The 25,111-nt window shown below is 58.6% G+C and carries 21 protein-coding genes; 15 read left to right on the top strand and 6 right to left on the bottom strand.

What is annotated here, in order from left to right:
* The first annotated feature begins 74 nt into the window (after positions 1-74).
* The 4 genes from CKW14_RS17675 (at position 75) to CKW14_RS17660 (ending at position 8,284) form a co-directional block, all read left to right on the top strand.
* Positions 75-1,757 carry a fatty acid--CoA ligase gene (locus CKW14_RS17675; protein ID WP_095125776.1) on the top strand — a complete coding sequence of 561 codons (1,683 nt, stop codon included), beginning with the start codon at positions 75-77 and terminating at the stop codon, positions 1,755-1,757.
* Between the two features lie 337 nt (positions 1,758-2,094).
* A complete protein-coding gene (locus CKW14_RS17670; RefSeq protein WP_016985157.1) occupies positions 2,095-3,984 on the top strand; it encodes a DUF1302 domain-containing protein in 1,890 nt (629 codons plus the stop codon).
* Between the two features lie 27 nt (positions 3,985-4,011).
* Positions 4,012-5,376 carry a DUF1329 domain-containing protein gene (locus CKW14_RS17665; RefSeq protein WP_095050635.1) on the top strand — a complete coding sequence of 455 codons (1,365 nt, stop codon included), beginning with the start codon at positions 4,012-4,014 and terminating at the stop codon, positions 5,374-5,376.
* Positions 5,377-5,551: 175 nt separating this feature from the next.
* The gene (locus tag CKW14_RS17660) at positions 5,552-8,284 is read left to right on the top strand and encodes a LuxR C-terminal-related transcriptional regulator (protein WP_095125775.1); all 2,733 of its coding nucleotides are present in this window, start codon (positions 5,552-5,554) and stop codon (positions 8,282-8,284) included.
* A gap of 52 nt (positions 8,285-8,336) precedes the next feature.
* On the opposite strand, the gene CKW14_RS17655 is transcribed toward CKW14_RS17660, so the two are convergent.
* Genes CKW14_RS17655 through CKW14_RS17645 form a run of 3 tightly spaced genes read right to left on the bottom strand, consistent with a single transcriptional unit; the run spans position 8,337 to position 11,774 of the window.
* Complete coding sequence (locus tag CKW14_RS17655; protein WP_095050637.1) at positions 8,337-9,143, bottom strand: PP2C family serine/threonine-protein phosphatase; 807 nt, start codon at positions 9,141-9,143, stop codon at positions 8,337-8,339.
* Positions 9,144-9,146: 3 nt separating this feature from the next.
* Positions 9,147-9,821 (bottom strand): VWA domain-containing protein, encoded by a 675-nt coding sequence (locus tag CKW14_RS17650; protein WP_095050638.1) that lies wholly within the window; start codon positions 9,819-9,821, stop codon positions 9,147-9,149.
* A 24-nt stretch (positions 9,822-9,845) separates the two neighbouring features.
* Entirely contained in the window at positions 9,846-11,774 is a 1,929-nt protein-coding gene (locus CKW14_RS17645; RefSeq protein WP_141231805.1) for a hypothetical protein, read from the bottom strand.
* A gap of 116 nt (positions 11,775-11,890) precedes the next feature.
* Here CKW14_RS17645 and CKW14_RS17640 point away from each other — a divergent pair, with 116 nt between their 5' ends.
* Positions 11,891-12,535 (top strand): MBL fold metallo-hydrolase, encoded by a 645-nt coding sequence (locus CKW14_RS17640; protein ID WP_095050640.1) that lies wholly within the window; start codon positions 11,891-11,893, stop codon positions 12,533-12,535.
* A gap of 117 nt (positions 12,536-12,652) precedes the next feature.
* The gene (locus CKW14_RS17635) at positions 12,653-13,390 is read left to right on the top strand and encodes an OmpA family protein (protein WP_095050641.1); all 738 of its coding nucleotides are present in this window, start codon (positions 12,653-12,655) and stop codon (positions 13,388-13,390) included.
* Positions 13,391-13,616: 226 nt separating this feature from the next.
* Here CKW14_RS17635 and CKW14_RS17630 read toward each other — a convergent pair whose 3' ends face one another.
* Entirely contained in the window at positions 13,617-14,051 is a 435-nt protein-coding gene (locus CKW14_RS17630) for a YhcB family protein (protein WP_095050642.1), read from the bottom strand.
* Positions 14,052-14,195: 144 nt separating this feature from the next.
* On the opposite strand from CKW14_RS17630, the gene CKW14_RS17625 reads away from it, so the two are divergent.
* From CKW14_RS17625 to zapE, 3 genes are all read left to right on the top strand, one after another.
* Positions 14,196-14,825 (top strand): alpha/beta hydrolase, encoded by a 630-nt coding sequence (locus CKW14_RS17625; protein WP_095125849.1) that lies wholly within the window; start codon positions 14,196-14,198, stop codon positions 14,823-14,825.
* A gap of 24 nt (positions 14,826-14,849) precedes the next feature.
* Positions 14,850-16,205, top strand: coding sequence for a tryptophan--tRNA ligase (locus tag CKW14_RS17620; protein WP_095050643.1), 1,356 nt, complete (start codon positions 14,850-14,852; stop codon positions 16,203-16,205).
* A gap of 90 nt (positions 16,206-16,295) precedes the next feature.
* A complete protein-coding gene (gene zapE / locus CKW14_RS17615) occupies positions 16,296-17,390 on the top strand; it encodes a cell division protein ZapE (RefSeq protein ID WP_095050644.1) in 1,095 nt (364 codons plus the stop codon).
* A gap of 196 nt (positions 17,391-17,586) precedes the next feature.
* On the opposite strand, the gene CKW14_RS17610 is transcribed toward zapE, so the two are convergent.
* The gene (locus CKW14_RS17610) at positions 17,587-18,483 is read right to left on the bottom strand and encodes a GlxA family transcriptional regulator (RefSeq protein ID WP_175555647.1); all 897 of its coding nucleotides are present in this window, start codon (positions 18,481-18,483) and stop codon (positions 17,587-17,589) included.
* Between the two features lie 250 nt (positions 18,484-18,733).
* Here CKW14_RS17610 and CKW14_RS17605 point away from each other — a divergent pair, with 250 nt between their 5' ends.
* A complete protein-coding gene (locus tag CKW14_RS17605) occupies positions 18,734-19,870 on the top strand; it encodes an acyl-CoA dehydrogenase family protein (protein ID WP_095050645.1) in 1,137 nt (378 codons plus the stop codon).
* Between the two features lie 156 nt (positions 19,871-20,026).
* Here the strand turns inward: CKW14_RS17605 and CKW14_RS17600 are convergent, their stop codons facing one another.
* Positions 20,027-21,067, bottom strand: a complete 1,041-nt coding sequence (locus tag CKW14_RS17600; protein WP_007917033.1) for an NADP(H)-dependent aldo-keto reductase — start codon at positions 21,065-21,067, stop codon at positions 20,027-20,029.
* Positions 21,068-21,312: 245 nt separating this feature from the next.
* Between CKW14_RS17600 and rplM the strand changes: the two genes are divergently transcribed.
* From rplM to CKW14_RS17575, 5 genes are all read left to right on the top strand, one after another.
* Positions 21,313-21,741, top strand: coding sequence for a 50S ribosomal protein L13 (rplM, locus tag CKW14_RS17595; RefSeq protein WP_007917032.1), 429 nt, complete (start codon positions 21,313-21,315; stop codon positions 21,739-21,741).
* A gap of 14 nt (positions 21,742-21,755) precedes the next feature.
* The gene (rpsI, locus tag CKW14_RS17590; protein ID WP_008080273.1) at positions 21,756-22,148 is read left to right on the top strand and encodes a 30S ribosomal protein S9; all 393 of its coding nucleotides are present in this window, start codon (positions 21,756-21,758) and stop codon (positions 22,146-22,148) included.
* A 269-nt stretch (positions 22,149-22,417) separates the two neighbouring features.
* Positions 22,418-23,011, top strand: coding sequence for a ubiquinol-cytochrome c reductase iron-sulfur subunit (petA, locus tag CKW14_RS17585; RefSeq protein WP_003228055.1), 594 nt, complete (start codon positions 22,418-22,420; stop codon positions 23,009-23,011).
* Positions 23,011-24,222, top strand: coding sequence for a cytochrome bc complex cytochrome b subunit (locus CKW14_RS17580; RefSeq protein ID WP_093430693.1), 1,212 nt, complete (start codon positions 23,011-23,013; stop codon positions 24,220-24,222). Before petA ends, CKW14_RS17580 begins: the two co-directional genes overlap by 1 nt.
* Positions 24,222-25,004, top strand: a complete 783-nt coding sequence (locus tag CKW14_RS17575; RefSeq protein ID WP_095050646.1) for a cytochrome c1 — start codon at positions 24,222-24,224, stop codon at positions 25,002-25,004. The genes CKW14_RS17580 and CKW14_RS17575 overlap by 1 nt, the downstream gene beginning before the upstream one ends.
* Positions 25,005-25,111: the final 107 nt, after the last annotated feature.

Here is a 25,111-nt window from a genome sequence, read left to right as displayed (position 1 = left end):
GATTTGGCTGGCGTATAAGGGTTCTAGAGTACCGATCTCTACGCCAACACCGTGCAGTCAGAAAAGGGATTCTTATGTTGCAGACTCGCGTCATTCCCCCGGCCGATGGGGCCTACCAGTATCCATTGCTGATCAAACGGCTGCTGATGTCCGGCGCCCGTTACGAGAAAACCCGCGAGATCATTTACCGTGACCAGATCCGCTATAACTACCCGACCCTGATCGAGCGTGTGGCGCGGTTGGCCAACGTGCTCACGGCGGCCGGTGTGAAGGCCGGTGACACCGTGGCGGTGATGGACTGGGACAGCCATCGTTACCTGGAATGCATGTTTGCGATCCCGATGATTGGCGCGGTGATTCATACCATCAACGTGCGCCTGTCGCCGGAACAGATCCTCTACACCATGAACCACGCCGAGGACCGCTTTGTGCTGGTCAACAGCGAGTTCGTCGGTCTTTACCAGGCAATCGCACCGCACCTGAGCACGGTCGAGAAAACCCTGCTGCTGACTGATCTGCCGGAAAAAACCGCCGAGCTGCCGAACCTGGTCGGTGAGTACGAACAACTGCTGGCCGCCGCGAGCCCGCAGTACGACTTCCAGGACTTCGACGAAAACTCGGTCGCCACCACCTTCTACACCACTGGAACCACCGGCAACCCGAAAGGCGTGTATTTCACCCATCGGCAACTGGTCCTCCACACCATGGGTGTGTCGACGATCATGGGCGCGATCGACAGCGTGCGCCTGCTCGGCACCAACGACGTGTACATGCCGATCACACCGATGTTCCATGTACACGCCTGGGGCCTGCCGTATGTGGCGACCATGCTTGGCCTCAAACAGGTTTATCCGGGGCGCTACGATCCGGAGTTTCTCGTCGAGTTGTGGCGCAAGGAGAAGGTTACCTTCTCCCACTGCGTGCCGACCATCCTGCAAATGCTGCTCAACGCCAAAGGCGCGCAGGGCACCGATTTCGGCGGCTGGAAAATTGTCATCGGCGGCAGCGCGCTCAATCGCACCTTGTATGAAACCGCCAAGGCGCGGGGTATTCAGCTCACCGCTGCGTACGGCATGTCGGAAACCGGGCCGCTTGTATCCTGTGCGCACCTCAATGATGAGTTGATGGCCGGCACTGAAGACGAACGCACCACCTACCGGATCAAGGCCGGCGTGCCGGGGCCGCTGGTGGAAGCGGCGATTGTCGATGCCGAGGGTAACTTTCTCCCGGCCGACGGCGAGACCCAGGGCGAACTGGTGCTGCGTGCGCCATGGCTCACCGAAGGCTATTTCAACGAACCGCAGAAGGGCGCCGAGCTCTGGGCTGGTGGCTGGTTGCACACCGGCGACGTTGCCACACTCGACAGCATGGGCGTGATCGACATCCGCGACCGCATCAAGGATGTGATCAAGACCGGCGGCGAGTGGATCTCTTCGCTGGATCTCGAAGACCTGATCAGCCGTCACGTTGCGGTACGCGAAGTAGCAGTGGTGGGCATCGCCGATCCGCAGTGGGGCGAGCGTCCGTTTGCCTTGCTGGTAATCCGTGAAGGGCATGTGATCGGGGCACGCGAGCTCAAGGAACACCTCAAGCCGTTCGTGGAATTGGGGCACCTGAGCAAGTGGGCGATCCCGAGTCAGATCGCCCTTGTTACCGAAATTCCCAAGACCAGTGTCGGCAAGCTCGACAAGAAGCGCATCCGCCTCGACATCACCGAATGGCAGGCCAACAACAGCACCTTCCTCTCGACACTTTGAGTGTCTGCTGGCGCGCCGAAACCGGCGCGCCAGACCCACCAAGCAAGCGCTTGGCTTGTGAAATCGAAAAAATCAGCCATCCTTGCCGTGCCGACATGCGTCGGACTGGCGAAAGGACTGTTCCAGAGTGGTTGGCAGCTGCAAATCACACTTTAGAGGGATCAAGCAGTACCACCTGCTGGCTATAGTCCGCTCAAGGATTTTTAAGAACGGGGCACACGCACAAAACGGGGCGATGCATTTTTGGAGTGATTTCGGGTTGTCTCTGGCACCCGGTCCTTCAGGCGTTTTTAAAAGTACTCACTGCCATAACAATAATGCACATGGAGTAGCGTCGATGACCTCAGTAAACCAGTTCTGGCGCCGGGCGAAACTGCCTCTGGCAGTCAGTCTTGCCTCTTCGCTCGCCGGGCCCGCATTCGGCGTCAGTTTCAACGTCGGTGAAATCGAAGGCCAGTTCGACTCATCCCTGTCGATCGGTGCCAGTTGGTCTACTCAGAGCCCGAACAAGAACCTCATCGGCGTCAACAACGGCGGCCACGGCCTGTCGCAAACGTCCGATGACGGTCACGCCAACTTCAAGAGCGGTGAAACCTTTTCGAAAATCTTCAAGGGCATTCATGACCTTGAACTGAAGTACGGCGACACCGGCGTGTTTGTCCGTGGCAAATACTGGTACGACTTCGAACTCAAGGACGAAAGCCGCGAGTTCAAGGACATCAGCGATTCGGGCCGCAAAGAGGGCGCCAAGTCGTCCGGCGGGCAGATCCTCGACGCCTTTGTCTACCACAACTACGCGATCGCCGATCAGCCGGGCTCCGTGCGTTTGGGCAAGCAGGTGGTGAGCTGGGGTGAAAGTACCTTCATCGGTGGCGGCATCAACTCGATCAACCCGATCGACGTTTCCGCGTTCCGTCGTCCGGGCGCCGAGATCAAGGAAGGCCTGATCCCGGTCAACATGTTCTACGTGTCCCAGAGCCTGACCGAAAACCTTTCGGCCGAAGCGTTCTATCAGCTGGAATGGGACCAGACCGTCGTCGATAACTGCGGCACGTTCTTCTCGCAGCCAGACATCGTTGCCGACGGTTGCAACGACAACCTGCGCGTGCTGAACAAGCGTTCGCAAATCCCGGCCATCGCCCTGGGGCCGTTGGCGGCCAACGGTGTCAACGTCAACGAAGAAGGCGTTCTGGTGCGCCGCGGTCCGGATCGTGATGCCCGTGACAGCGGCCAGTGGGGCGCGTCCTTCAAGTACATGTACGAACCGCTGGACACCGAGTTCGGCGCCTACTTCATGAACTACCACAGCCGTGCGCCGATCTTCAGCGCCACCGGTGCTCCGCAATCGGTCTACAACACCGCGCGCGCGCTGCCGGGGCCGTTTGCGGCACTTGCGCCATTGCTGGTCGCGGGCAACTCGAATTACTTCATTGAGTACCCTGAAGACATTCGCCTCTACGGTCTGAGCTTCTCCACCACCCTGCCTACCGGTACCGCGTGGAGCGGTGAGATCAGCTACCGTCCGAACGCGCCGGTACAACTGAACTCCACCGACATCCTGTTCGCCGGTGTGCGTCCGATCGGCGGGGCACTGACCAACGCTTCGATCCTCAATGGCGTGCCGGGTCAGGATCTGCACGGTTACGAGCGCAAGGAAATCACCCAGATCCAGACCACGTTCACGCACTTCTTCGATCAGGTCATGGGCGCCAGCCGTCTGACCCTCGTCGGCGAAGTCGGCGCGACCTACGTCGGCGGGCTGGAAAGCCGTTCCGACAAGCGCTATGGCCGCGATCCGGTGTACGGCCCGGGTGAGTTGCCGGCCACTGGCGGTGTGAATACCTGCGCCAATATTCTCAACGCCAGCACCATCAATGGTGCCGGGCCGGGCTCACCGCAGAACAACCGCAGCCGCAATTGCGACAACGACGGCTTCACCACCTCGATGTCGTGGGGCTACCGCGGTCGCGCCATCTGGGAATACAACGACGTCTTCGCCGGTGTGAACCTCAAGCCGAACGTGGCCTGGTCCCACGACGTCAGCGGTTACTCGCCAGGCCCTGGCGGCAACTTCGAGGAAGGTCGCAAAGCGGTCAGCCTGGGCGTCGATGCCGAATACCAGAACACCTACACCGCGAGCCTGGCGTACACCAACTTCTTCGACGGCAAGTACACCACTGTGGATGACCGCGACTTTGTTGCGCTCAGCTTCGGCGTGAACTTCTAAGCACTGCATTTCAGGACGAACGAATTTATGAAAATAACAAAGAGTCTGTTCCACGCCGGTGTTCTGGGCCTGTCGCTGCTGGCGACCGGCGTCATGGCCGCCGTGCCTGCTGCCGAAGCCGACAAACTGGGCAAGAGCCTGACGCCGATGGGAGCGGAAATGGCCGGTAACGCCGACGGTTCGATCCCGGCGTGGAAGCCGCTGCCGAAGAATGCCGGCTCGGTCGACAGCAAGGGTTTCCTGTCCAATCCATACGCCAGTGAGCAACCGCTGTTCACCATCACTGCGAAAGATGTCGACAAGTACAAGGACAAGCTGGCGCCAGGTCAGTACGCGATGTTCAAGCGTTACCCGGACACCTTCAAGATGCCGGTCTACCCGTCCCATCGTGGTGCGACCGTGCCGGATGACGTGTTCGCAGCGATCAAGAAAAACGCCACCACCACCAACCTGGTGTCCGGCGGCAACGGTCTGGAAAACTTCGATACCGCTGTACCGTTCCCGATTCCAAAAACCGGTGTGGAAGTCATCTGGAACCACATCACCCGCTATCGCGGCGGCAGCGTGACTCGTCTGGTGACTCAGGCCACGCCGCAACCGAACGGCTCGTACAGCCTGGTGTACTTCCAGGATCAGTTCGTGTTCCGCGACAAGATGAAGGACTACGATCCGGCGAACCCGGGCAACATCCTGTTCTACTTCAAGCAGAAAGTGACCGCGCCGGCACGTCTGGCCGGTGGTGTGCTGCTGGTGCACGAAACTCTCGATCAGGTGAAGGAACCACGTTCGGCGTGGGTCTACAACGCCGGCCAGCGTCGTGTGCGTCGTGCGCCACAAGTGTCCTATGACGGTCCGGGTACTGCGGCGGATGGCCTGCGTACCTCCGACAACCTCGACATGTTCAACGGTGCGCCGGATCGCTACGACTGGAAGCTCGAAGGCAAGAAAGAGATGTACATCGCCTCCGACAGCTACAAGCTCGACGATCCGAAACTGAAGTACGCCGACATCATCAAGGCCGGTCACATCAACCAGGATCTGGCGCGTTACGAGCTGCGCCGCGTCTGGCATGTGGTTGCCACCCTGAAAGAAGGTCAGCGTCACATCTACGCCAAACGTGACTTCTACATCGATGAAGACACCTGGCAAGCAGCGGTGATCGACCACTACGACGGTCGCGGCCAACTGTGGCGCGTCGCCGAAGCGCATGCCGAGAACTACTACGACAAGCAAGTGCCGTGGTATGCCCTGGAAACCCTCTACGACTTGCAGTCCGGCCGCTATCTGGCACTGGGCATGAAGAACGAAGAGAAGAGTGCGTATGACTTCGGTTTCACCGCCACCACCAGCGACTTCACCCCGGCCGCACTGCGTCAGGATGGCGTTCGCTAACCCGCTGTAACCCGAGGCCGCATCCTCGTGAAAACGCCCCGACTGGTTCGGGGCGTTTTTTTGCGTGTAGCCTTTTTGTAGCCATTTGTAGCAGCAACCTTCATAACCGGTTCGTTTAAGGCTAGTCTGCGGACATCTGCAATGCCGCCAACAGCAATTCGAACAAGAGCCGGCCATGACTGATCTGTCCCCACTTCCGGGTCCCGCAAGTGTTGCCGTCGCGGCACTGGACGGGCGTTTTTTCCGCCCGCCGCTGCCCGACGGCTACGTCTTGCGACCACGCCTTTGCGAGCGCCTGCAGGCCGGGCTCGGTGGGCGTCTGTTGCTGGTCAGTGCCCCTGCCGGGTTTGGCAAGAGTTCGCTGGCGGTGGAGTTCTGTCAGAGTCTGCCGGCACACTGGCAAAGCCTTTGGCTGGGCCTGAGTCCTCGCGACAGCGACCCGGGGCGCTTTCTCGAACGTCTGCTCGAAGGCTTGCAGGACTACTTTCCGCAACTGGGCAGTCGCGCACTCGGCCTGCTGAAAATGCGCCAACGCCATCAGCCCTTCGCCTTCGAAGAATGGCTCGACGGCCTGCTCGATGAACTGACCCTGCACCTCGATCCCGATGCGCCGCTGCTGTTGGTGCTCGACGATTACCATCTTGCGCAAGGCCCGGTGCTCGATCGCTGCCTGCAGTTTTTCCTCAACCATTTGCCCGATGGCTTGCTGGTGATGGTCACCAGTCGCCAGCGCCCGGACTGGCATCTGGCGCGCTTGCGTCTGTCACGGCAGTTGCTGGAGTTACATGAAGCGGATCTGCGCCTGACTCACGACGAAGCCCTGACCTTGCTCGATCGCCACAGCAGTTCGCTGCGCGGTGAAGCGCTGGAAAACCTGATCCAACGCAGCGAAGGCTGGGTCGCCGGTTTGCGGTTCTGGCTGCTCGCGGTGTCTGAGGCCGGCAGCGATGCGGCGCTACCGCAAGCGTTGAACGGGGGGGAAGGGCTGATCCGCGACTATCTGCTGGAAGAGGTCATCGACTGCCTGCCGGCCGAGGTGCAAGCCTTTCTGTACGACACCGCCCCCCAGGAACGCTTTTGCAGCGAGTTGTGCGACGCCGTTCGCGAAGCCCACGACAGCGCCGAGATCCTGCGTTTCCTGTTGGCCCATCAGGTCTTTCTGGTGCCGCTGGACGAGCACGGTCACTGGTATCGTTATCACCATTTATTTTCGGATTTGTTGCGCAGTCGGCCGATTGCTCAGGCGATGGTGCCGACTGCAACGCTGCACCTGCGTGCCTGTCGCTGGTTCAACGCACAAGGGCTGCTGGATGAAGCCGTGGAGCAGGCGTTGCGCGCCGGTCACCTGGATGTTGCGGCAAATCTGGTACAGAACCTCTCGGAGGAGCAACTGCTGGCCGAGCAAAACGTCGGCATGCTGCTGCGCTGGAAAATGGACCTGCCAGACAGCCTGTTGATCAGCACCCCGCGCTTGATCGTGTTGTACAGCTGGGCGCTGGGGCTGGCCTGTCAGCTCGATGCCGCCGAAGAGTTGTCCAGCCATCTGAGCCGTTTCCTGCCGGCGCCTTCCGCTACCGCGCAAAAGTCGATGCTGGCGCAATGGCTGGCGTTGAGCGGGATTATCGCTCGAGGGCGTGGGCACCGTGAGCTGACGATCAGATATTGCACCGAGGCCCTGGAAAGCCTGCCGGCCAAACGTTATGGCCAACGGCTGATGTGTCTATCGACCTTGTCCAATCTGGCCATTGCCGATGGCGATCTGTGGCGTGCACGCGGTCTTAACCGCGAATCCCTGGAGCTGGCGCAGCGGGTCGGCAATCCGTTGTTCGAAGCTTTGGCCCATTACGACCGTGCACGGGTGTTGCAATCGCGTGGCGAAATCCTGCGCGCACTCGATGAAGTCCATCAGGGCCTTGAGCGACTGCGTGGTTTGTCGCCACAACGTCTGTACGCGGTGCGCGCCCGGCTGACGTTGTATGAGGGTTTTCTGTTGGCCATGCGCTTGCAGCCTCAGGCGGCACGCGTGCGGTTGTTGGCCGGGATCAGCGAGGCACGAGCCTGTCGCGATATCAGCGTATTGATCGGCCATTGTGTCATCGCTCGTCTGGACGGCAGCAGTGGCGAATTCGCCAAGGCTTTTGCCGAACTCGCCGAAGCCGAACGCCTGATGCACATCTGGGACGTGCCGCCGATCTACTACCTGGCGATGATCACGCTGGTCAAATGTGAACTATGGCTGGCGCAGGGCCGTACTGATCTGGCCGAAGCGTGGCTGGCGCGATTGGGCCAGACCTACACCGGCGAACGCGCCGCTGCGCCGCCGGAGTTCCATCCACAACTGCCGCTGCATGTGGAACTGCAACAGGCGTTGCTGGACATTATTCAGGGGCAACCGATGCTCGCCGAAGGGCGTTTGAACGTGTTGCATGAAAACGGCCAGCAAACCGGCCGGCAGTTGCTCAGTGTGATGGCGTTGACGCAGAAGGTGGCGCTGTTGCTGGCAGGTGGCCGCGAGCCTGAAGCGCGCAAGGCATTGGGTCAGGCGCTGGAAGCAGCCGCCGGAGGCGTGCTGCAGCCGTTCGATGCCTTGATGAAGGGGCACGAGAATTGGCTGCGAAGCCAATTGCAGACTTCGCCGGCGCTCACAGGACAGCAACTGCTTGATCACTTCCCGCCAGCGACGTCTCGCCCGGTTGTGGATTGCGCAGTGGCTGAGCAACTCAGCAGCCGCGAACTGGCGGTACTACGCCTGATCGCCCAAGGCTGTTCGAATCAGGAGATCAGCGAACAGTTGTTTATCTCTTTGCATACCGTGAAAACCCACGCCAGCCACATAAACAGCAAGTTGGGGGTCGAGCGGCGCACGCAAGCGGTGGCCCGGGCGAAAGAATTGGGGGTGTTGCAGTAACCGTAGCTGGATGCCTCTGGCGCAAGGCGAACCTTGGGCCAGAGGTTGTCGATTACTTCGCTTCGTCAGCGTCCACGCCGTTAATCGACCCCTCACGTTCAAGAATCGACATCAGGCCCAAGGCGCAATCATCGCTAGTTTTGCTGGCGATGGACTGTTGCAGGTTCTCGCTCAGCACAGCTTTGAATTTTTTCCCAGGCAGCGTCGCATTCCACCCCAGCAGTGTCTTGACTGCCGGTGCAGGTAATCCGCTGGATTTTTGATAAAGGCTTTCTGCGCTGCCGTCACTCATGATCGCAAAGCCGGTTGGCGTGTCGATGTGGCCGCGGTACAACCGTAGCTTCGATATCGCTTTAGGGTCAGTCAGAAACCAGGTGGTATTGGCGTATTCACCGTTTTCTGGAGGCGAGAGAGTCTGGAGTTGCCCGTCCGAATCAATGCTTGCGATGACACCATCGCCCAAGTGCCCGGCCATGTAGCGACCCTGCGAGTAAGCAACGAACGACAGGGTGCACGCCAGATCGTTGATGTCGCCGCCGTGCTTGGCGGATTTGCGCCTGAATGCGTCCAGACAGCGATTGACCAGACGCTGGGCTGCCTTCGCATGGATTTTTTCCATATTTTGCCAAAGGCTTTCAAAATTCTTGCAGACGTAGGCGAGTGTCGCGGTGACCGCGACCTGGGCGCCAATGTCCGACCGGGCTCTGGAGCCCGCACCGTCAGCCAGGGCTATGCAGGTCACGCCGTTGGACTCTCTTGCCGCGACATAGTCCTGGCAAGGTGTTTGAGTTTTCAGGTGCGAGCGCCCCGCGACCGACGCGAAAGCGGTTTTACAGGTGAAGTCTGGGAGGTCAGGCATGGCTCAGACCTGTCCCCAGGCTTCGATGCCTTTGATATCCAGTGGCACTGCGTCACCGGGTGTCGACTGTGAGGCACGGGAAACACTTTTGCTCAGCCAGGCAAAAAACTCGTTGAAGCGCAGGCCTTTGAGGCGCAGTGGCGGGCGTGACGGCGAGAATCGAGCCAGCGATTGTACGTTCGCGGCTTTACCGATTGCGATGGGGAACACGGTCAGTTTGCGTTTGCTGATCATGTCGCTGACGCGAGTGGCTGCTTCGCTAATGTCATCGGTCGGCTCGCCATCCGTCATGAGAACCATCCACGGCTGAAAGTAATCCACGCCAGCCTGTTGATAATCCTCTTTGCGCGCTTCCAGCAAATCCAGAGCGATGCCCACGGCGTGCCCCATCGGAGTCATGCCGGAAGCGACCAGCGGCGGTACGTCCTGACGGCTGATGGAGCCGAAATCCATGACTTTCTGCGCTGTTCCGCCAAAAGTCACGATGCAGATTTCAGCGGCATATTGCGCTATTTCATCGTCCTTGATTGCTTCGAAAAACTGCTGAACGCCCGAGTGCAGTTCTGCAATAGGTTCGCCTTCCATTGATCCGCTGACATCCAGCACGAGGCAGACGGGTACGCGTGTGGTCGGGTTCTCAGCAAGTTCTTCCTGACTGAGGAGATAGTTGTCTGGCATGGAATTGTCCTTGTGGGGTGAGCGTTACAGCCAACGCTTCAAGAGTCGTTTGAACCAGCGCAAAACGATGTTTTGCGGATTGCTCGCGTGCACTGGCAATGGTCGATAGGGTTGCGGTCGAGCGGATGTCGGTTGCTGCGGCGGCCTTGCCGCTGTCGGGCGAGCGGTTGCAGGTGCAGCCGCGGGCGCAGGACGTTTCGGTGCCGGTGCCGCCACTTTGGGAGGCGGGGGCGGCGTTGGGCGAGGCGCGATGGGCGCCGGAGGTGGCGCCGCACGCTGGCCGGCCTGCTCGATTTTCTTTTGGCTCTCACTGGCCAGTTTTTTCAGTTTCGCTGTTTTCTGGCAGTCCGAGCATATGGTCGGCTTGCCTGTCGCCTTCATTTTTTCAAACCAGTCCTTGGCCACCTTGTGGGGCTTTTTGCAACTGCCACAGACGTCTTCAACGGGATCTTTGATATGAAACGCGGCAGGAAACAAATCATCGCAATGTTTGCCTTTGCGTAACCCTTCGCCGTACTGAGTCAGCAGTTTTAGCCAGTCATCGATGGGGCGTCGCTGATTGTCTTCGAAAGTATTGCTGAATGCCTGTTTAAGCGGATACGGCAAATGACTCCAGATATGCTGCCAGACGCCCACCGGCGCGACGCTTGCCCGGCCGATGCCGCTGCCCTTTTTGAATCGGTAGGGGAAGTTCATGTTCTTGATGTTGTCGGAAGCCGTTCCGCCACCCTGTTGAGAATAGGGTGGTTTGCCTGGCAGCAGGATCATGAACAGCATGGTGGCGATGGCGAACAGCTCGTGATTTTTTGTGCGCAGGTAGTCGCCATATTTTTCGTCCTGGATTTCCGGCGCGGTGAACGGCACCGTGCCCACTTCGCAGGGGAAATGTCCAATCTGGAAGCTGTCGGTATCGACCATCCAGACCTTGTTGCTGTCTGCCGTCACGAGCAGGTTCATCGGATTGATGTCGCCCACGATGATATTCAGCGAGTGCAGATAGTGCACCTGTTTCAAAAAGGCGGTCGCGACATTCACCAGGTCACGCCGCGTCCATTTCGCGAAGGTCTTCAGCAGTACCTGTTTGACGAATACCGTGCTGTGGAGTGTTCTGCCATCCGCGCGAGGCATGACATAACCCACGAACTCCTTTTGCGCATTGAACACCAACTCGGTCGGCCAACAAATGCCGGGTTCGGCGATTTTACGCGTCACCATCAGGCTGATTTTCTCGCGGCGCCGGGTCGTGAGTTTTTCAATGTGATAGATCTTGCAGACTTCTGCGTTGCCAGCCACGGCATGGATCGTTCCTTCTCCGCCGGCGCTGATGGCTTTATCCAGGGTCAATTGACGACCGCTCGAGGTGGTCACCACCGAGCCTTCCGCGACACGTTCACCTTGGTTGCGAATAACCATGTCGGCAGTGAGGAGCGGGGTTGCCGGCATGTCGAAAGGCACGATCGGTGCAGGTGCAGGTGCAGGTGCAGGTGCAGGTGCACTTTTAGGTGGTAGCGAGGGTGCCGGTCCGGTCCAGCGCTGGGCTCTGGCCTGCGCGGCTTTGCACTGCGCGAGCTGCGATTCGTCGCATGTCAGTAGCAGCAGATCGTAATGGCGGCACAAGTCGACGACTTCTCCCGACGGGCTTTGCTCCAGTGGCGTGGTCGTGCGTTTGAGCGCGAAGATCGCTTGGCCATTGAACGAGCATTCGGCCAGCAGATCGCCGGGATGCAGCGCTGTACCTTTAGGGAGCGCACGGTGCGGCCGAGACGGTTTGCCGATGAAGTACCGAAAAAAATCCCGTGCGTTGCGGTGGACCTGCTCTTTTCCCTCGGTCAGGGACTGAAGCTTCAGAAGATCGGAATGGGCGATAAAAGGCAAACCATTCCTGGCGCGAATGCGGTTGATAATGTCCGGGTCCAGTAAAAGGACGCTTTTATCGACGAGCACGTGTTCCATAGAGTGGGGCATTGGCTTCCTGCCGTCTTGTTTCAAAATTGGCACGGCGCGAGGATACCCCATCAATTTTGCGCATCACAACCGCAGTGGCACGCCTTGGCATCAGGATCAAAACCATGCAAACCCCGAACACAGCGCTCATCCGCGAAACCTTTCCCGTCGGTCCGCTCCAGTGCAACTGCACCATCATCGGCGACCCGATCACCAAAAAAGCCATCGTCGTCGACCCGGGTGGTAATCCTGACCTGATCATGGCACGCCTTGATGCCCATGGCCTGAAAGTCGTCAGCATCATTCACACCCACGCGCACCTCGATCACTTTCTCGCTTCCGGGCAGATGAAGGAAAAAACCGGCGCGACCCTGCATTTGCACAAGGAGGACCAATTCCTTTGGAACAACCTCGAAATGCAGTGCCAGATGTTCGGTGTGCCCTACACACCGGTGCCATCGCCAGATCGCTGGTTGAGCGACGATGAGGAACTGGCCTGCGGTTGCGGTGTTGCCCTGCACACGCCGGGACATACACCCGGTTCCATGAGCTTTTGGTTTTCCGAGGCTAAGCTGTTGATAGCCGGCGACACGTTGTTTCGTCGCGGGGTAGGGCGCACGGATTTATGGGGCGGCGATCAGGCGACCATCGTGCGTTCGATCAAGCAGCGGCTATATACGCTGGACGAGGATGCGACCGTGGTGACCGGTCACGGGCCGGATACGCGTCTGGGTGATGAAATGCGCGAAAACCCGTTTGTGCGCGCCTGAATATTTTGTCACGAGTGCTCCGCGGAATTTTTGTGCATTGTCATGATCCAACGCCCGCACAGGTCCATTACTTAGTGGCCGCTGCACCACAGAATGCAAAAAAAGTAGGAGCTCTCCATGTTCACCACGCGTCGTTTGATTATTGTCGCTACTGCCGTGGCCTTGCTGTCCGGCTGCGCCTCGCCTAACCCGTATGACAATCAGGGCCAGGCCGACGGTGGCTCGCAAGGCATGAGCAAAACCGCCAAATACGGCGGCCTCGGTGCACTCGCCGGCGCACTGGCCGGTGCCGCCATCGGTCACGACAACCGCGGCAAAGGTGCCTTGATCGGTGCGGCGGTGGTGGGTGCGTCCGCCGCCGGTTACGGTTATTACGCCGACCAGCAAGAAAAGAAACTGCGCGCGAGCATGGCCAACACTGGCGTTGAAGTGCAGCGCCAAGGCGATCAGATCAAGCTGATCATGCCGGGCAACATTACGTTCGCCACTGATTCGGCGAACATCGCGCCAAGCTTCTACCAGCCGCTGAACAACCTCGCGGGCTCGTTGAAAGAGTTCAACCAGAACCAGATCGAGATCGTTGGCTATACCGACAGCACCGGTAGCCGCCAGCACAACATGGACCTGTCCCAGCGTCGTGCGCAGAGCGTGGCGACCTACCTGACCTCGCAAGGTGTCAGCGGTGCCAACCTCTCCGCCCGTGGTGCCGGCCCGGATAACCCGGTTGCCAGTAACGGTGACGTGAATGGCCGGGCGCAGAACCGTCGCGTTGAAGTCAACCTGAAGGCGATTCCGGGTCAGCAGTATGGTGGTCAGCAGCAACAGCAGCCGGGTACGGTTCAGCAGTATCCGTAAGCGCTTGCCCGAATGAAGAAATGCCCGGTCCTGTGATCGGGCATTTTTTTGTCTGGCCTGTTATGGCCTCATCGCGAGCAGGCTCACTCCCACATTTGAAATGCATTCCCCTGTGGGAGCGAGCCTGCTCGCGAAGGGGCCGCTACAAACACCGAAGATTACAGACACAAAAAAGCCCCCGGGACACATCACTGTCCGGGGGCTTTTTGTTTTCAGCGAAGGCTGATTACTTCTTCAGACCATAGTGCTCATCGAGCATGCCCGGCGAGTTCGGGGTCTTCGGTGCGTAGTCGCGCGGTGGCTCCTGATCGCGCGGTGGCGTCAGGCGTTCACGTGGCGTGACTGCCGCGTCAGCGTGCAGGGCAGCGATCAGGCGCTGGCGGGTCTGCTCGTCCAGGGCCAGACGATTGGCGCCCTCGGCGAGATGATCCTGCACTTCCTGATAGCTCTGGGTCAGCTTCTTGACCAGCATCGCGGTGCTGTTGAAGTGGGTGACCACCTCGTTTTGATAACTGTCGAAACGCTCCTGGATATCATCCAGTTGACGCTGCGTACGGCTCGGCGCGGCGTTCGGCGCAACGCGCGCGATCAGGAATCCAATGGCGACACCCACAACCAGGGCAAGAGTCGGTAACAACCAAACTAAGAGCGAGTGTTCCACGAGTCCTTCCTCTATAAACGGCTTTGCTTTACGTTAACGGCTCGAACCTGCGCTGTATACCGCGATTCACTCGCAATAGATTGGCACAGACAATTTGCTAGACGAGTCGACCCGATTCGAGGTCACGGAGTTCCTTCCTTGCTGATGCGTGAAACCCCTGTAGTGATTGATGGCCCAGTCGGCCAAATCGAAGCTTTGTACCTCGACAACGAGCAGCCGCGCGGCATCGCGCTGATCTGCCATCCGAACCCTGTGCAGGGCGGCACCATGCTCAACAAGGTCGTCTCGACCCTGCAGCGCACCGCGCGCGACGCCGGCCTGATCACCTTGCGCTTCAACTATCGCGGCGTTGGTGCCAGCGAAGGTTCCCACGACATGGGCACCGGCGAGGTCGACGATGCTCAGGCTGCCGCTGCATGGCTGCGTGAAAAACACCCGGATCTGCCACTGACCCTGTTCGGTTTCTCCTTCGGCGGATTTGTTGCAGCAAGTCTCGGCGGCCGTCTCGAAGCCCAAGGCGTGCAGCTCAAGCACCTGTTCATGGTCGCGCCAGCGGTGATGCGTCTTAGCGAACAGGATCAATTGCCACAAGATGGCGAACTCACCGTGATCCAGCCGGAAACCGACGAAGTCATCGATCCGCAACTGGTCTACGCCTGGTCGGAAAAACTCCAGCGCCCCCATGAGCTGCTGAAAGTGGCAGAATGCGGACACTTTTTTCATGGCAAGTTGACCGATCTCAAGGATCTGATCCTGCCGCGTCTCTCGAATTGATTGCAGTCTGACAAGCGATTACCCATGACGAACCGTACCCGTATCCTCACTGGCATCACCACCACCGGCACGCCGCACCTGGGCAACTACGCCGGCGCCATCCGCCCGGCGATCCTCGCCAGCCGCGACAGCAATGCCGATTCGTTCTATTTCCTGGCCGACTACCACGCCTTGATCAAATGCGATGACCCGCTGCGCATCCAGCGCTCGCGTCTGGAAATCGCTGCGACCTGGCTGGCCGGTGGCCTCGATGTCGACCGCGTGACCTTCTACCGTCAGTCCGACATCCCGGAAATCCCTGAACTGACCTGGCTGCTGACCTGCGTCGCGGCCAAGGGCCTGCTTAACCGTGCGCACGCTTACAAGGCTTCGGTGGACAAGAACGTCGAAACCGGTGAAGACCCGGACGCCGGCATCACCATGGGCCTCTACAGCTACCCGGTGTTGATGGCCGCAGACATCCTGATGTTCAACGCGCACAAGGTGCCGGTCGGTCGTGACCAGATCCAGCACGTGGAAATGGCCCGCGACATCGGCCAGCGTTTCAACCATCTGTTTGGTCAGGGCAAAGAGTTCTTCACCATGCCCGAAGCATTGATTGAAGAAAGCGTGGCGACGTTGCCAGGCCTCGACGGTCGCAAGATGTCGAAGAGCTATGACAACACCATCCCGTTGTTCTCCAGCGCCAAAGAGATGAAGGACGCGATTTCGCGGATCGTCACGGACTCCAAAGCGCCAGGCGAAGCCAAGGATCCGGACAACTCGCACCTGTTCACCCTGTTCCAGGCCTTCGCCACACCGGCGCAGGCTGATGAGTTCCGCAGCGAACTGCTCGGTGGTCTGGGTTGGGGCGAGGCGAAGAACCGTCTGTTCCAGTTGCTCGACAACGATCTCGGCGAAGCGCGCGACAAGTATCACCAGTTGATCGAGCGCCCGGCAGACCTGGAAGACATCCTGCAAATCGGCGCCAAGAAAGCCCGTGCCGTGGCAACGCCGTTCCTCAATGAACTGCGTGAAGCCGTGGGCCTGCGTTCCTTCGTCAATCAGGTGCAAGTCGCCGCGACCACGAAGAAGAAAGCCGCGAAAGCCGCGCGTTTCGTCAGTTTCCGTGAAGACGACGGTAGTTTCCGTTTCCGTCTGCTGGCAGCCGATGGCGAGCAACTGCTGCTATCGCGCAACTTCGCCGACGGCAAAGCCGCAGGCCAGGTGACCAAACAGCTGCAATCCGGGCAGCCGCTGGACGTGCGCAGCGAAGACCTGAGCTTCAGCGTCTGGCTGGAGGGCGAGTGCGTTGGCGACAGCCCGGCATTCGCTGACACTGCTGCGCGAGATGCGGCCATCGAGGCTCTGCGCGTCGCGCTGACCCCGGTTCAGGACTAATCGGCGGCACGGTCCGACCAAGGGCCGATTGCCATTCCCACGGGCCGTCGCTACAGTGACGGCCCGTTTTTGTTGCCTTGCTAACGAATTATGACGCCCCTAGAACGATACCAAGCTGATCTGAAACGCCCGGACTTCTTCCATGACGCCGCGCAGGAAACTGCCGTGCGTCATTTGCAGCGTCTGTACGAGGATCTGATCGCCGCCGATCAGAACAAGCCGGGTCTGCTGAGCAAACTGTTCGGCAAAAAGGATCAGACGCCGGTCAAGGGCCTGTATTTCTGGGGCGGCGTGGGTCGCGGCAAGACTTACCTGGTCGACACCTTCTTCGAAGCGCTGCCGTTCAAGGAAAAGACCCGCACTCACTTCCACCGCTTCATGAAGCGCGTGCACGAAGAAATGAAAACCCTCGGCGGCGAGAAAAACCCGCTGACCATCATCGCCAAGCGCTTTGCGACTGAGTCGCGGGTGATCTGCTTCGATGAGTTCTTCGTCTCCGACATCACCGACGCGATGATCCTCGGCACGCTGATGGAAGAACTGTTCAAGAACGGCGTGACCCTGGTCGCGACCTCGAACATCGTTCCGGACGGCCTGTACAAGGACGGTCTGCAACGTGCGCGTTTCCTGCCGGCGATTGCGCTGATCAAGCAGAATACCGAGATCGTCAACGTCGACAGCGGCGTCGACTACCGTCTGCGTCACCTCGAACAAGCCGAGCTGTTCCACTATCCGCTCGACGAAGCTGCTCACGAAAGCCTGCGCAAGAGCTTCCGCGCGCTGACGCCGGAGTGCACCGCCGCAGTCGAGAACGATGTGCTGATCATCGAAAACCGCGAGATCCGTGCGTTGCGCACATGTGACGACGTGGCGTGGTTCGATTTCCGTGAACTGTGCGACGGCCCGCGTAGCCAGAACGACTACATCGAACTGGGCAAGATCTTCCACGCCGTGCTGCTCAGCGGTGTCGAGCAGATGAGCGTCACCACTGACGACATTGCGCGCCGCTTCATCAACATGGTCGACGAGTTCTACGACCGTAACGTGAAGCTGATCATTTCGGCTGAAGTCGAGTTGAAGGATCTGTACACCGGCGGCCGTCTGAATTTCGAGTTCCAGCGCACGCTGAGCCGACTGTTGGAAATGCAGTCCCACGAATTCCTGTCGCGGGCGCACAAGCCTTAAGCGGATTTTCGGCAAAGAAAAAGGGCCTGCAATTGCAGGCCCTTTTTTATGCGCTGAAGCAAAATTCGAGCGGACTGCGATCCCTGTGGGAGCTGGCTTGCCAGCGATGGCGTCGTGTCAGGTGATATTTATTTCACTGACAAACCGCTATCGCTGGCAAGCCAGCTCCCACAGGTTTTGTATTTGCTTCGGGGGGCTATGCCGCCTGCTGAAACTGCTGTCGATACTGATTCGGCGACAGCTCGGTGTGCTGACGGAACAGCCGCGCAAAGAAGCTCGCATCATCGTAACCGACCTCATAACTGATGGTCTTGATGCTCTTGCGGCTGCCGGACAGCAGGCCCTTGGCGGTTTCGATACGCAGGCGTTGCAGGTAATGCAGTGGCTTGTCACCGGTGGCGGTCTGGAAGCGGCGCATGAAGTTGCGGATGCTCATGCCGTGCTCGCGGGCGACGTCTTCGAAGCGGAACTTGTCGGCGAAATGCTCTTCAAGCCAGTGCTGGATCTGCAGGATGATCACGTCCTGGTGCAGCTTCTGCCCACCGAAACCGATGCGTCCTGGCGCATAGCTGCGCTGCACTTCATAGAGAATGTCGCGGGCCACGGCTTGCGCGACATTGGCCCCACAGAAACGCTCGATCAAGTAGATGTAAAGGTCGCAGGCTGACGTGGTACCGCCGGCGCAATACAAGTTGTCGGCATCGGTCAGGTGCTTGTCCTGATTGAGATAGACCTTGGGAAAGCGCTCGGCGAAAGCATTGAAGAAACGCCAGTAGGTGGTCGCTTCCTTGCCGTTGAGCAGGCCGGCCTCGGCCAGCCAGAACACCCCGGTGGCTTCACCGCACAACACCGCGCCACGGGCGTGCTGTTCACGCAGCCAGGGCAACACTTGCGGATAACGGCCGCACAACGTGTCGAAATCGTCCCAGAACGCCGGGAGGATAATGACGTCGGCGTTTTCCAGGCCACCGTCGACCGGCATTACCACGTCACTGAAGCTGTTCACCGGTTTGCCGTCGGGGCTGACCAAGCGTGTTTCGAACGCTGGAGTCAGGCCGTGGCCCAGTTGTTTGCCATAACGCAGGCTGGCCAGATGGAAGAAATCCTTGGCTTGCATGAGAGTGGAGGCGAAAACCCGGTCGATTGCCAGGATGCTGACGCGCCGCAAGGGCGTGGAGACTTGCTTGGACATAATTCAACTTTTGTTTTGTTTTTATAAGGGAAAGTGGTCACCAGACGGCTGGATCGTCTTATTTTTTGTCGGATGTGTCCAGTGTCCTGTGTCAGAGGGGAGGCTTAGTCTCTGAAGGCCATCTCCCTCCAACAACAAAGAAAGGTGCCGCATGATCCCCAGAACCTTGTTCAGCTCCGAGCACGAATTGTTTCGCGACAGCGTCCGCACCTTCCTCGAAAAAGAGGCGGTGCCGTTCCATGCGCAATGGGAGAAACAAGGCCATATCGACCGCAAACTCTGGAACAAGGCCGGGGAGGCGGGGATGCTCTGCTCGCACCTGCCGGAAGAATACGGCGGCCTGGGGGCGGACTTTCTCTACAGTGCGGTGGTGATCGAGGAGGTCGGGCGCCTGGGCCTGACCGGCATCGGCTTCTCGCTGCATTCGGACATTGTCGCGCCGTACATCCTGCATTACGGCAGCGAGGCGCTGAAGCACAAATACCTGCCGAAACTGGTTTCGGGCGAGATGGTCACGGCCATCGCCATGACCGAGCCGGGGGCGGGTTCCGATCTGCAAGGTGTGAAGACCACCGCTGTGCTGGACGGTGACGAATATGTGATCAACGGTTCGAAAACCTTCATTACCAACGGCTTTCTCGCGGATCTGGTGATCGTGGTGGCCAAGACCGATCCAAAGGCCGGCGCCAAGGGCACCAGCCTGTTTCTGGTGGAAGCGGGTACGCCGGGTTTCGATAAGGGCAAGCGCCTCGAGAAGGTTGGTATGAAGGCGCAGGACACGTCGGAATTGTTTTTCCAGGACGTGCGCGTGCCGAAAGAAAACCTGCTGGGGCAGGCCGGGGCCGGGTTCGCTTATCTGATGCAGGAGTTGCCGCAAGAACGTCTGACGGTGGCGATCGGTGGCCTGGCTTCAGCTGAAGCGGCGTTGCAATGGACGCTTGATTACACCCGCGATCGCAAGGCGTTCGGCAAAGCCATTGCCGACTTCCAGAACACTCGCTTCAAGCTGGCCGAGATGGCAACTGAAATTCAGATCGGCCGAGTGTTCGTCGATAAATGTCTGGAGCTGCACCTGCAAGGCAAGCTCGACGTGCCGACGGCGGCGATGGCGAAATACTGGGGCACCGATCTGCAATGCAAGGTGCTCGACGAGTGCGTGCAGTTGCATGGCGGTTACGGCTTCATGTGGGAGTACCCGGTGGCCCGGGCGTGGGCGGATGCGCGGGTGCAGCGGATCTATGCCGGCACCAATGAAATCATGAAGGAGATCATTGCGCGGTCGCTTTGATGATCGTTCCCACGCTCTGCGTGGGAATGCCGCCGGGGACGCTCCGCGTTCCGCTTTGGTGGTGATCTGATCGGCCTCTTCGCGAGCAGGCTCGCTCCCACAGGGGATCACCGTACCTGTGGGAGCGAGCCTGCTCGCGAAGCTTTTAGCGGTAAATCAAGGCGCTGGGTTCGGGTGATCCTTGTGAATCGCCTCGATCCCTGCCAGCACTTCATCGGAAAGCTTCAGATCAAAACTGGCAATGTTGCTGTCCAGTTGCTCAAGCGTCGTCGCGCCAATGATGTTACTCGTGACGAATGGTTGCTGAGTGACGAACGCCAATGCCATCTGCGCCGGGTCCAGACCGTGCTCCCGGGCCAGCGCGACATAACGGCTGCACGCTGCTTCCGACTGCGCATTGAAATAGCGGCTGAAGCGACTGTAGAGGCTCAGGCGACCTTTCGGCGGACGAGCGCCACCTTCGTACTTACCTGACAGGAAACCAAACGCCAGCGGCGAATAGGCGAGCAGGCCGCACTGTTCGCGTATGGCGATTTCCGCCAGGCCCACTTCAAAACTGCGGTTGAGCAGGTTGTAGGGGTTCTGGATCGACACCGCGCGCGGCCAGCCACGCGCTTCGGCCAAGGCCAGAAAACGCATGGTGCCCCACGGGGTTTCGTTGGACAGGCCGATGTGGCGGATCTTGCCGGCCTTCACTTGCTCGTCGAGTGCTTCGAGAGTGTCTTCGAGCGGGGTCAGGTTGGCTTCGATCTTGTGCTTGTAACCCAGTTGTCCGAAAAAGTTGGTGCTGCGTTCCGGCCAGTGCAATTGATACAGGTCGATGTAATCGGTCTGCAGGCGCTCGAGGCTGGCGTCCACCGCTGCGGTGATGTGCTGGCGGTTATGGCGCAGGTTTTTGTCGCGGATGTAGTCGATGGTGTTGCCGGGGCCGGCGATCTTGCTGGCGAGGATCCAGTCGGCCCGGTCGCCGCGACTTTTGAAGTAATTGCCGATATAGCGCTCGGTGGTGGCATAGGTTTCGGCTTTCGGCGGCACCGGGTACATCTCGGCGGTGTCGATGAAATTGATCCCGGCTTCTTTGGCCCGTTCAATCTGCGCGAAGGCTTCAGCTTCAGTGTTTTGCTCGCCCCAGGTCATGGTGCCGAGGCAGATTGCACTCACGTTCAGGTCGGTACGGCCTAGCTGGCGATAGTCCATCGGGTGCTCCTTGGGCAAAACAATCATAAAAGCAGGTTGAAATATTTTTCGCAATCTGCATAATTGCCGACCTCTTTCTGCAGTGGAAGTGATGCGCCGCCGCCGAAGAATCTTGCCGTTGAACGGACGCGCCGACCCGAGCCCCCGAAAGCGTCTGTATCCGGCTGCCTTTGACTTGTCAAAGTACGCACTATTCAGTAAGATCCGCCGTCTAATTTACAGGGCGGCCCCTGAGGCTATAAAGAATGAAAACTTTTACTGCTAAACCGGAAACAGTAAAGCGCGACTGGTTTGTCGTCGACGCTGCTGGTCAGACCCTGGGTCGTCTGGCCACCGAAATCGCGAGCCGTCTGCGTGGCAAGCACAAGCCTGAGTACACTCCTCACGTTGACACCGGCGACTACATCGTCGTCATCAACGCCGAGCAGATTCGTGTTACCGGTGCTAAAACCACTGACAAAATGTACTACTCCCACTCCGGTTTCCCGGGCGGCATCAAGTCGATCAACTTTGAAAAGCTGATCGCTAAAGCCCCTGAGCGCGTGATCGAGACCGCGGTTAAAGGCATGCTGCCTAAAAACCCACTGGGTCGCGACATGTACCGTAAGCTGAAAGTCTATGCGGGCGCTGCACACCCACATACTGCTCAGCAGCCCCAAGAACTGAAGTTTTAACGGAATAGTACATTATGTCGGCGACTCAAAATTACGGCACTGGCCGTCGCAAGACCGCAACCGCACGCGTTTTCCTGCGTCCGGGTACTGGTAACATCTCCATCAACAACCGTTCGCTGGAAAACTTCTTCGGCCGTGAAACTGCCCGCATGGTAGTTCGCCAGCCGCTGGAGCTGACTGAGACTGTCGAGAAGTTCGACATCTACGTCACCGTGATCGGCGGTGGTGTAAGTGGTCAAGCTGGCGCAATCCGCCACGGCATCACTCGCGCTCTGATGGACTACGACGAAACCCTGCGTGGCGCTCTGCGCAAAGCTGGCTTCGTTACTCGCGACGCCCGTGAAGTTGAACGTAAGAAAGTTGGTCTGCGTAAAGCGCGTAAGCGTCCGCAGTACTCGAAGCGTTAATTCCGCTTCCGCGTTCAAAAAGAACGCCCGCCTCCTCACGGAAGCGGGCGTTTTTTTATGCCTGTGATTTATCAAAGAATTGCGCTGCGACAACTTGCCACTTCCGTAGACCCCCTATACTGCAAGGCTTGAGGGTAAGAGCTCCGGGTAATTCCCTTGTCAGAATTGGGGCTTTTCATTACCATTCGGCAAAATTTTTATAAGTAACATTGATGTATTTAGTAGATGCCTGATTTAACAGGCCACAAAAGCTGATGGGAGAGGACTGAATGAGCAATGACGGCGTGAATGCAGGCCGGCGTCGCTTCTTGGTAGCAGCCACATCCGTGGTGGGTGCTGCAGGAGCGGTGGGGGCTGCGGTCCCGTTCGTGGGGTCATGGTTTCCCAGTGCCAAGGCGAAAGCCGCCGGTGCACCGGTGAAAGTGAATGTCAGCAAAATCGAGCCAGGACAGCAGATGATTGCTGAATGGCGCGGCCAGCCGGTGTTCATTGTCCGCCGTACTGCGGAAATCCTGGGGAATCTCAAGAAGATCGAGGGCCAGCTCTCCGATCCAACCTCCAAAAACTCCACGCAACCCACCTATGTCGACCCTGAAGTGCGTTCGATCAAGCCGGAAATTCTGCTGCTGATCGGGATCTGCACGCACCTGGGTTGCTCACCAACTTTCCGTCCCGAAGTGGCACCTGCGGATCTCGGCAAAGACTGGGTCGGTGGCTATTTCTGCCCTTGCCACGGCTCCCACTACGATCTGGCTGGCCGCGTCTACAAGTCGCAACCTGCGCCTTTGAACCTGCCAGTTCCCCCGCATTCCTATGAGACCGATGACCTGATTGTCATCGGCGTCGATACGGAGAAAGCGTGATGAGCAAGTTCATGGATTGGGTTGATGCGCGCTTTCCTGCGACCAAAATGTGGGAAGACCATCTCAGCAAGTATTACGCTCCAAAAAACTTCAACTTCTTCTATTTCTTCGGCTCTCTGGCGCTGCTGGTGCTGGTCAACCAGCTCGTCACCGGCGTCTGGCTGACGATGAGCTACACGCCATCGGCAGAAGAAGCTTTTGCGTCTGTCGAAGGCATCATGCGTGACGTCAATCACGGCTCGATTTTGCGTCTGCTGCACGCTGTCGGCGCTTCGATGTTCTTCATCGTGGTGTATCTGCACATGTTCCGCGGCCTGCTTTACGGCTCGTACCAGAAACCGCGCGAGCTGGTCTGGGTTTTCGGCATGCTGATTTATCTGGCGCTGATGGCTGAAGCGTTCATGGGTTACCTGCTGCCATGGGGTCAGATGTCCTACTGGGGTGCCCAGGTGATCATCTCGCTGTTCGGTGCGATTCCGGTGATCGGCAACGACCTGACGCAGTGGATTCGTGGTGACTATCTGATCTCCGGAATCACCCTGAACCGCTTCTTCGCCTTGCATGTCGTGGCTCTGCCGATCGTGATTCTCGGTCTGGTGGTGCTGCACATTCTGGCGTTGCACGAAGTCGGTTCGAACAACCCTGACGGCGTCGACATCAAGAAGCACAAAGATGAAAACGGCATCCCGCTGGACGGCATTGCTTTCCACCCGTACTACACCGTGAAAGACATTGTCGGTGTCGTTGTGTTCCTGTTTATCTTCTGCTTTATTGTGTTCTTCTTCCCGGAAATGGGTGGCTATTTCCTCGAAAAACCAAACTTCGAGCCGGCCAACCCGTTCAAGACGCCGGAGCATATCGCGCCGGTCTGGTACTTCACGCCGTTCTACGCGATCCTGCGAGCAATCCCTGACAAACTCATGGGCGTCATCGCCATGGGCGCTTCAATTGCTTTCCTGTTTGTCCTGCCGTGGCTCGATCGCAGTCCGGTCAAATCCATGCGCTATAAAGGCTGGATGAGCAAAGTCTGGCTCGTCATATTCTGCGTTTGCTTTGTGCTGCTTGGCTGGACTGGCGTGAAAGCTCCGACGCCGTCTCTGACGTTGCTGTCGCAGGTCTGCACCTTCCTGTACTTCGCGTACTTCATCCTGATGCCGTTCTACACCAGGCTCGAGAAGACCAAACCGGTTCCGGAAAGGGTGACTGGCTGATGAAAAAGTTATTTTTTGCTCTGATTTTTGCTGCTCTGCCTGTTCTGTCCTTCGCCGCTGAACACGGTGGTCCGGAGCTGGAAAAGGTCGACATCGACGTTTCCGACAACGCTGCGCTGCAGGATGGCGCACGTACCTTTGCCAACTATTGCATGGGTTGCCACAGTGCCAAGTTCCAGCGTTACGAGCGGGTGGCCGATGATTTGGGCATTCCTCACGAAATGATGCTGGAGAAACTGGTGTTCACTGGCGCCAAGATTGGCGATCACATGAACATCGGCATGCAGCCGGCAGACGCCAAGACCTGGTTTGGTGCCGCACCACCGGATCTGACCCTGGTCGCTCGCGTACGCGGCACCGACTGGCTCTACGGTTACCTGAAGTCGTTCTACGAAGATCCTGCACGTCCATGGGGCGTGAACAACAAGGTTTTCCCGAACGTCGGCATGCCTAACGTGCTCGTCGGCCTGCAAGGTCGTCAGGTCGTGGGTTGCAAACAGGTGCAGATCGTCGAAGACGGCAAGAAGCAATATGATCCGCTGACCGGTACGCCTCTGACTCATGAAGCGTGCGATCAACTGACCATCGTGCCGAAATCCGGTGCTCTGAACGAAGAGCAGTTCGATGAGAAGGTCAAGAATCTGGTAACCTTCCTGGCTTACTCGGCTAACCCGGTTAAGCTGCAACATCAGCGCATCGGTACTTATGTCTTGCTGTACCTGGCGTTCTTCTTTGTGTTCGCCTACCTGCTCAAGCGTGAATACTGGAAAGACGTGCACTGATACGCTTCAAGCATTGCTGTTAATCGCGCGCGCCCAAGGGCGCCTCCGATAGCGCAACGTCTGGTTTGCCAGGTGTTGCGGGAGGCGCCCTCTGGGCGCGCGCGTTT

The organism is Pseudomonas sp. Irchel s3a12 (genome assembly GCF_900187485.1).
GTDB lineage: Bacteria > Pseudomonadota > Gammaproteobacteria > Pseudomonadales > Pseudomonadaceae > Aquipseudomonas > Aquipseudomonas neuropathica.
Note: the sequence above shows the minus strand (reverse complement) of the source record. Positions and strands in the feature narration are given on the sequence as shown.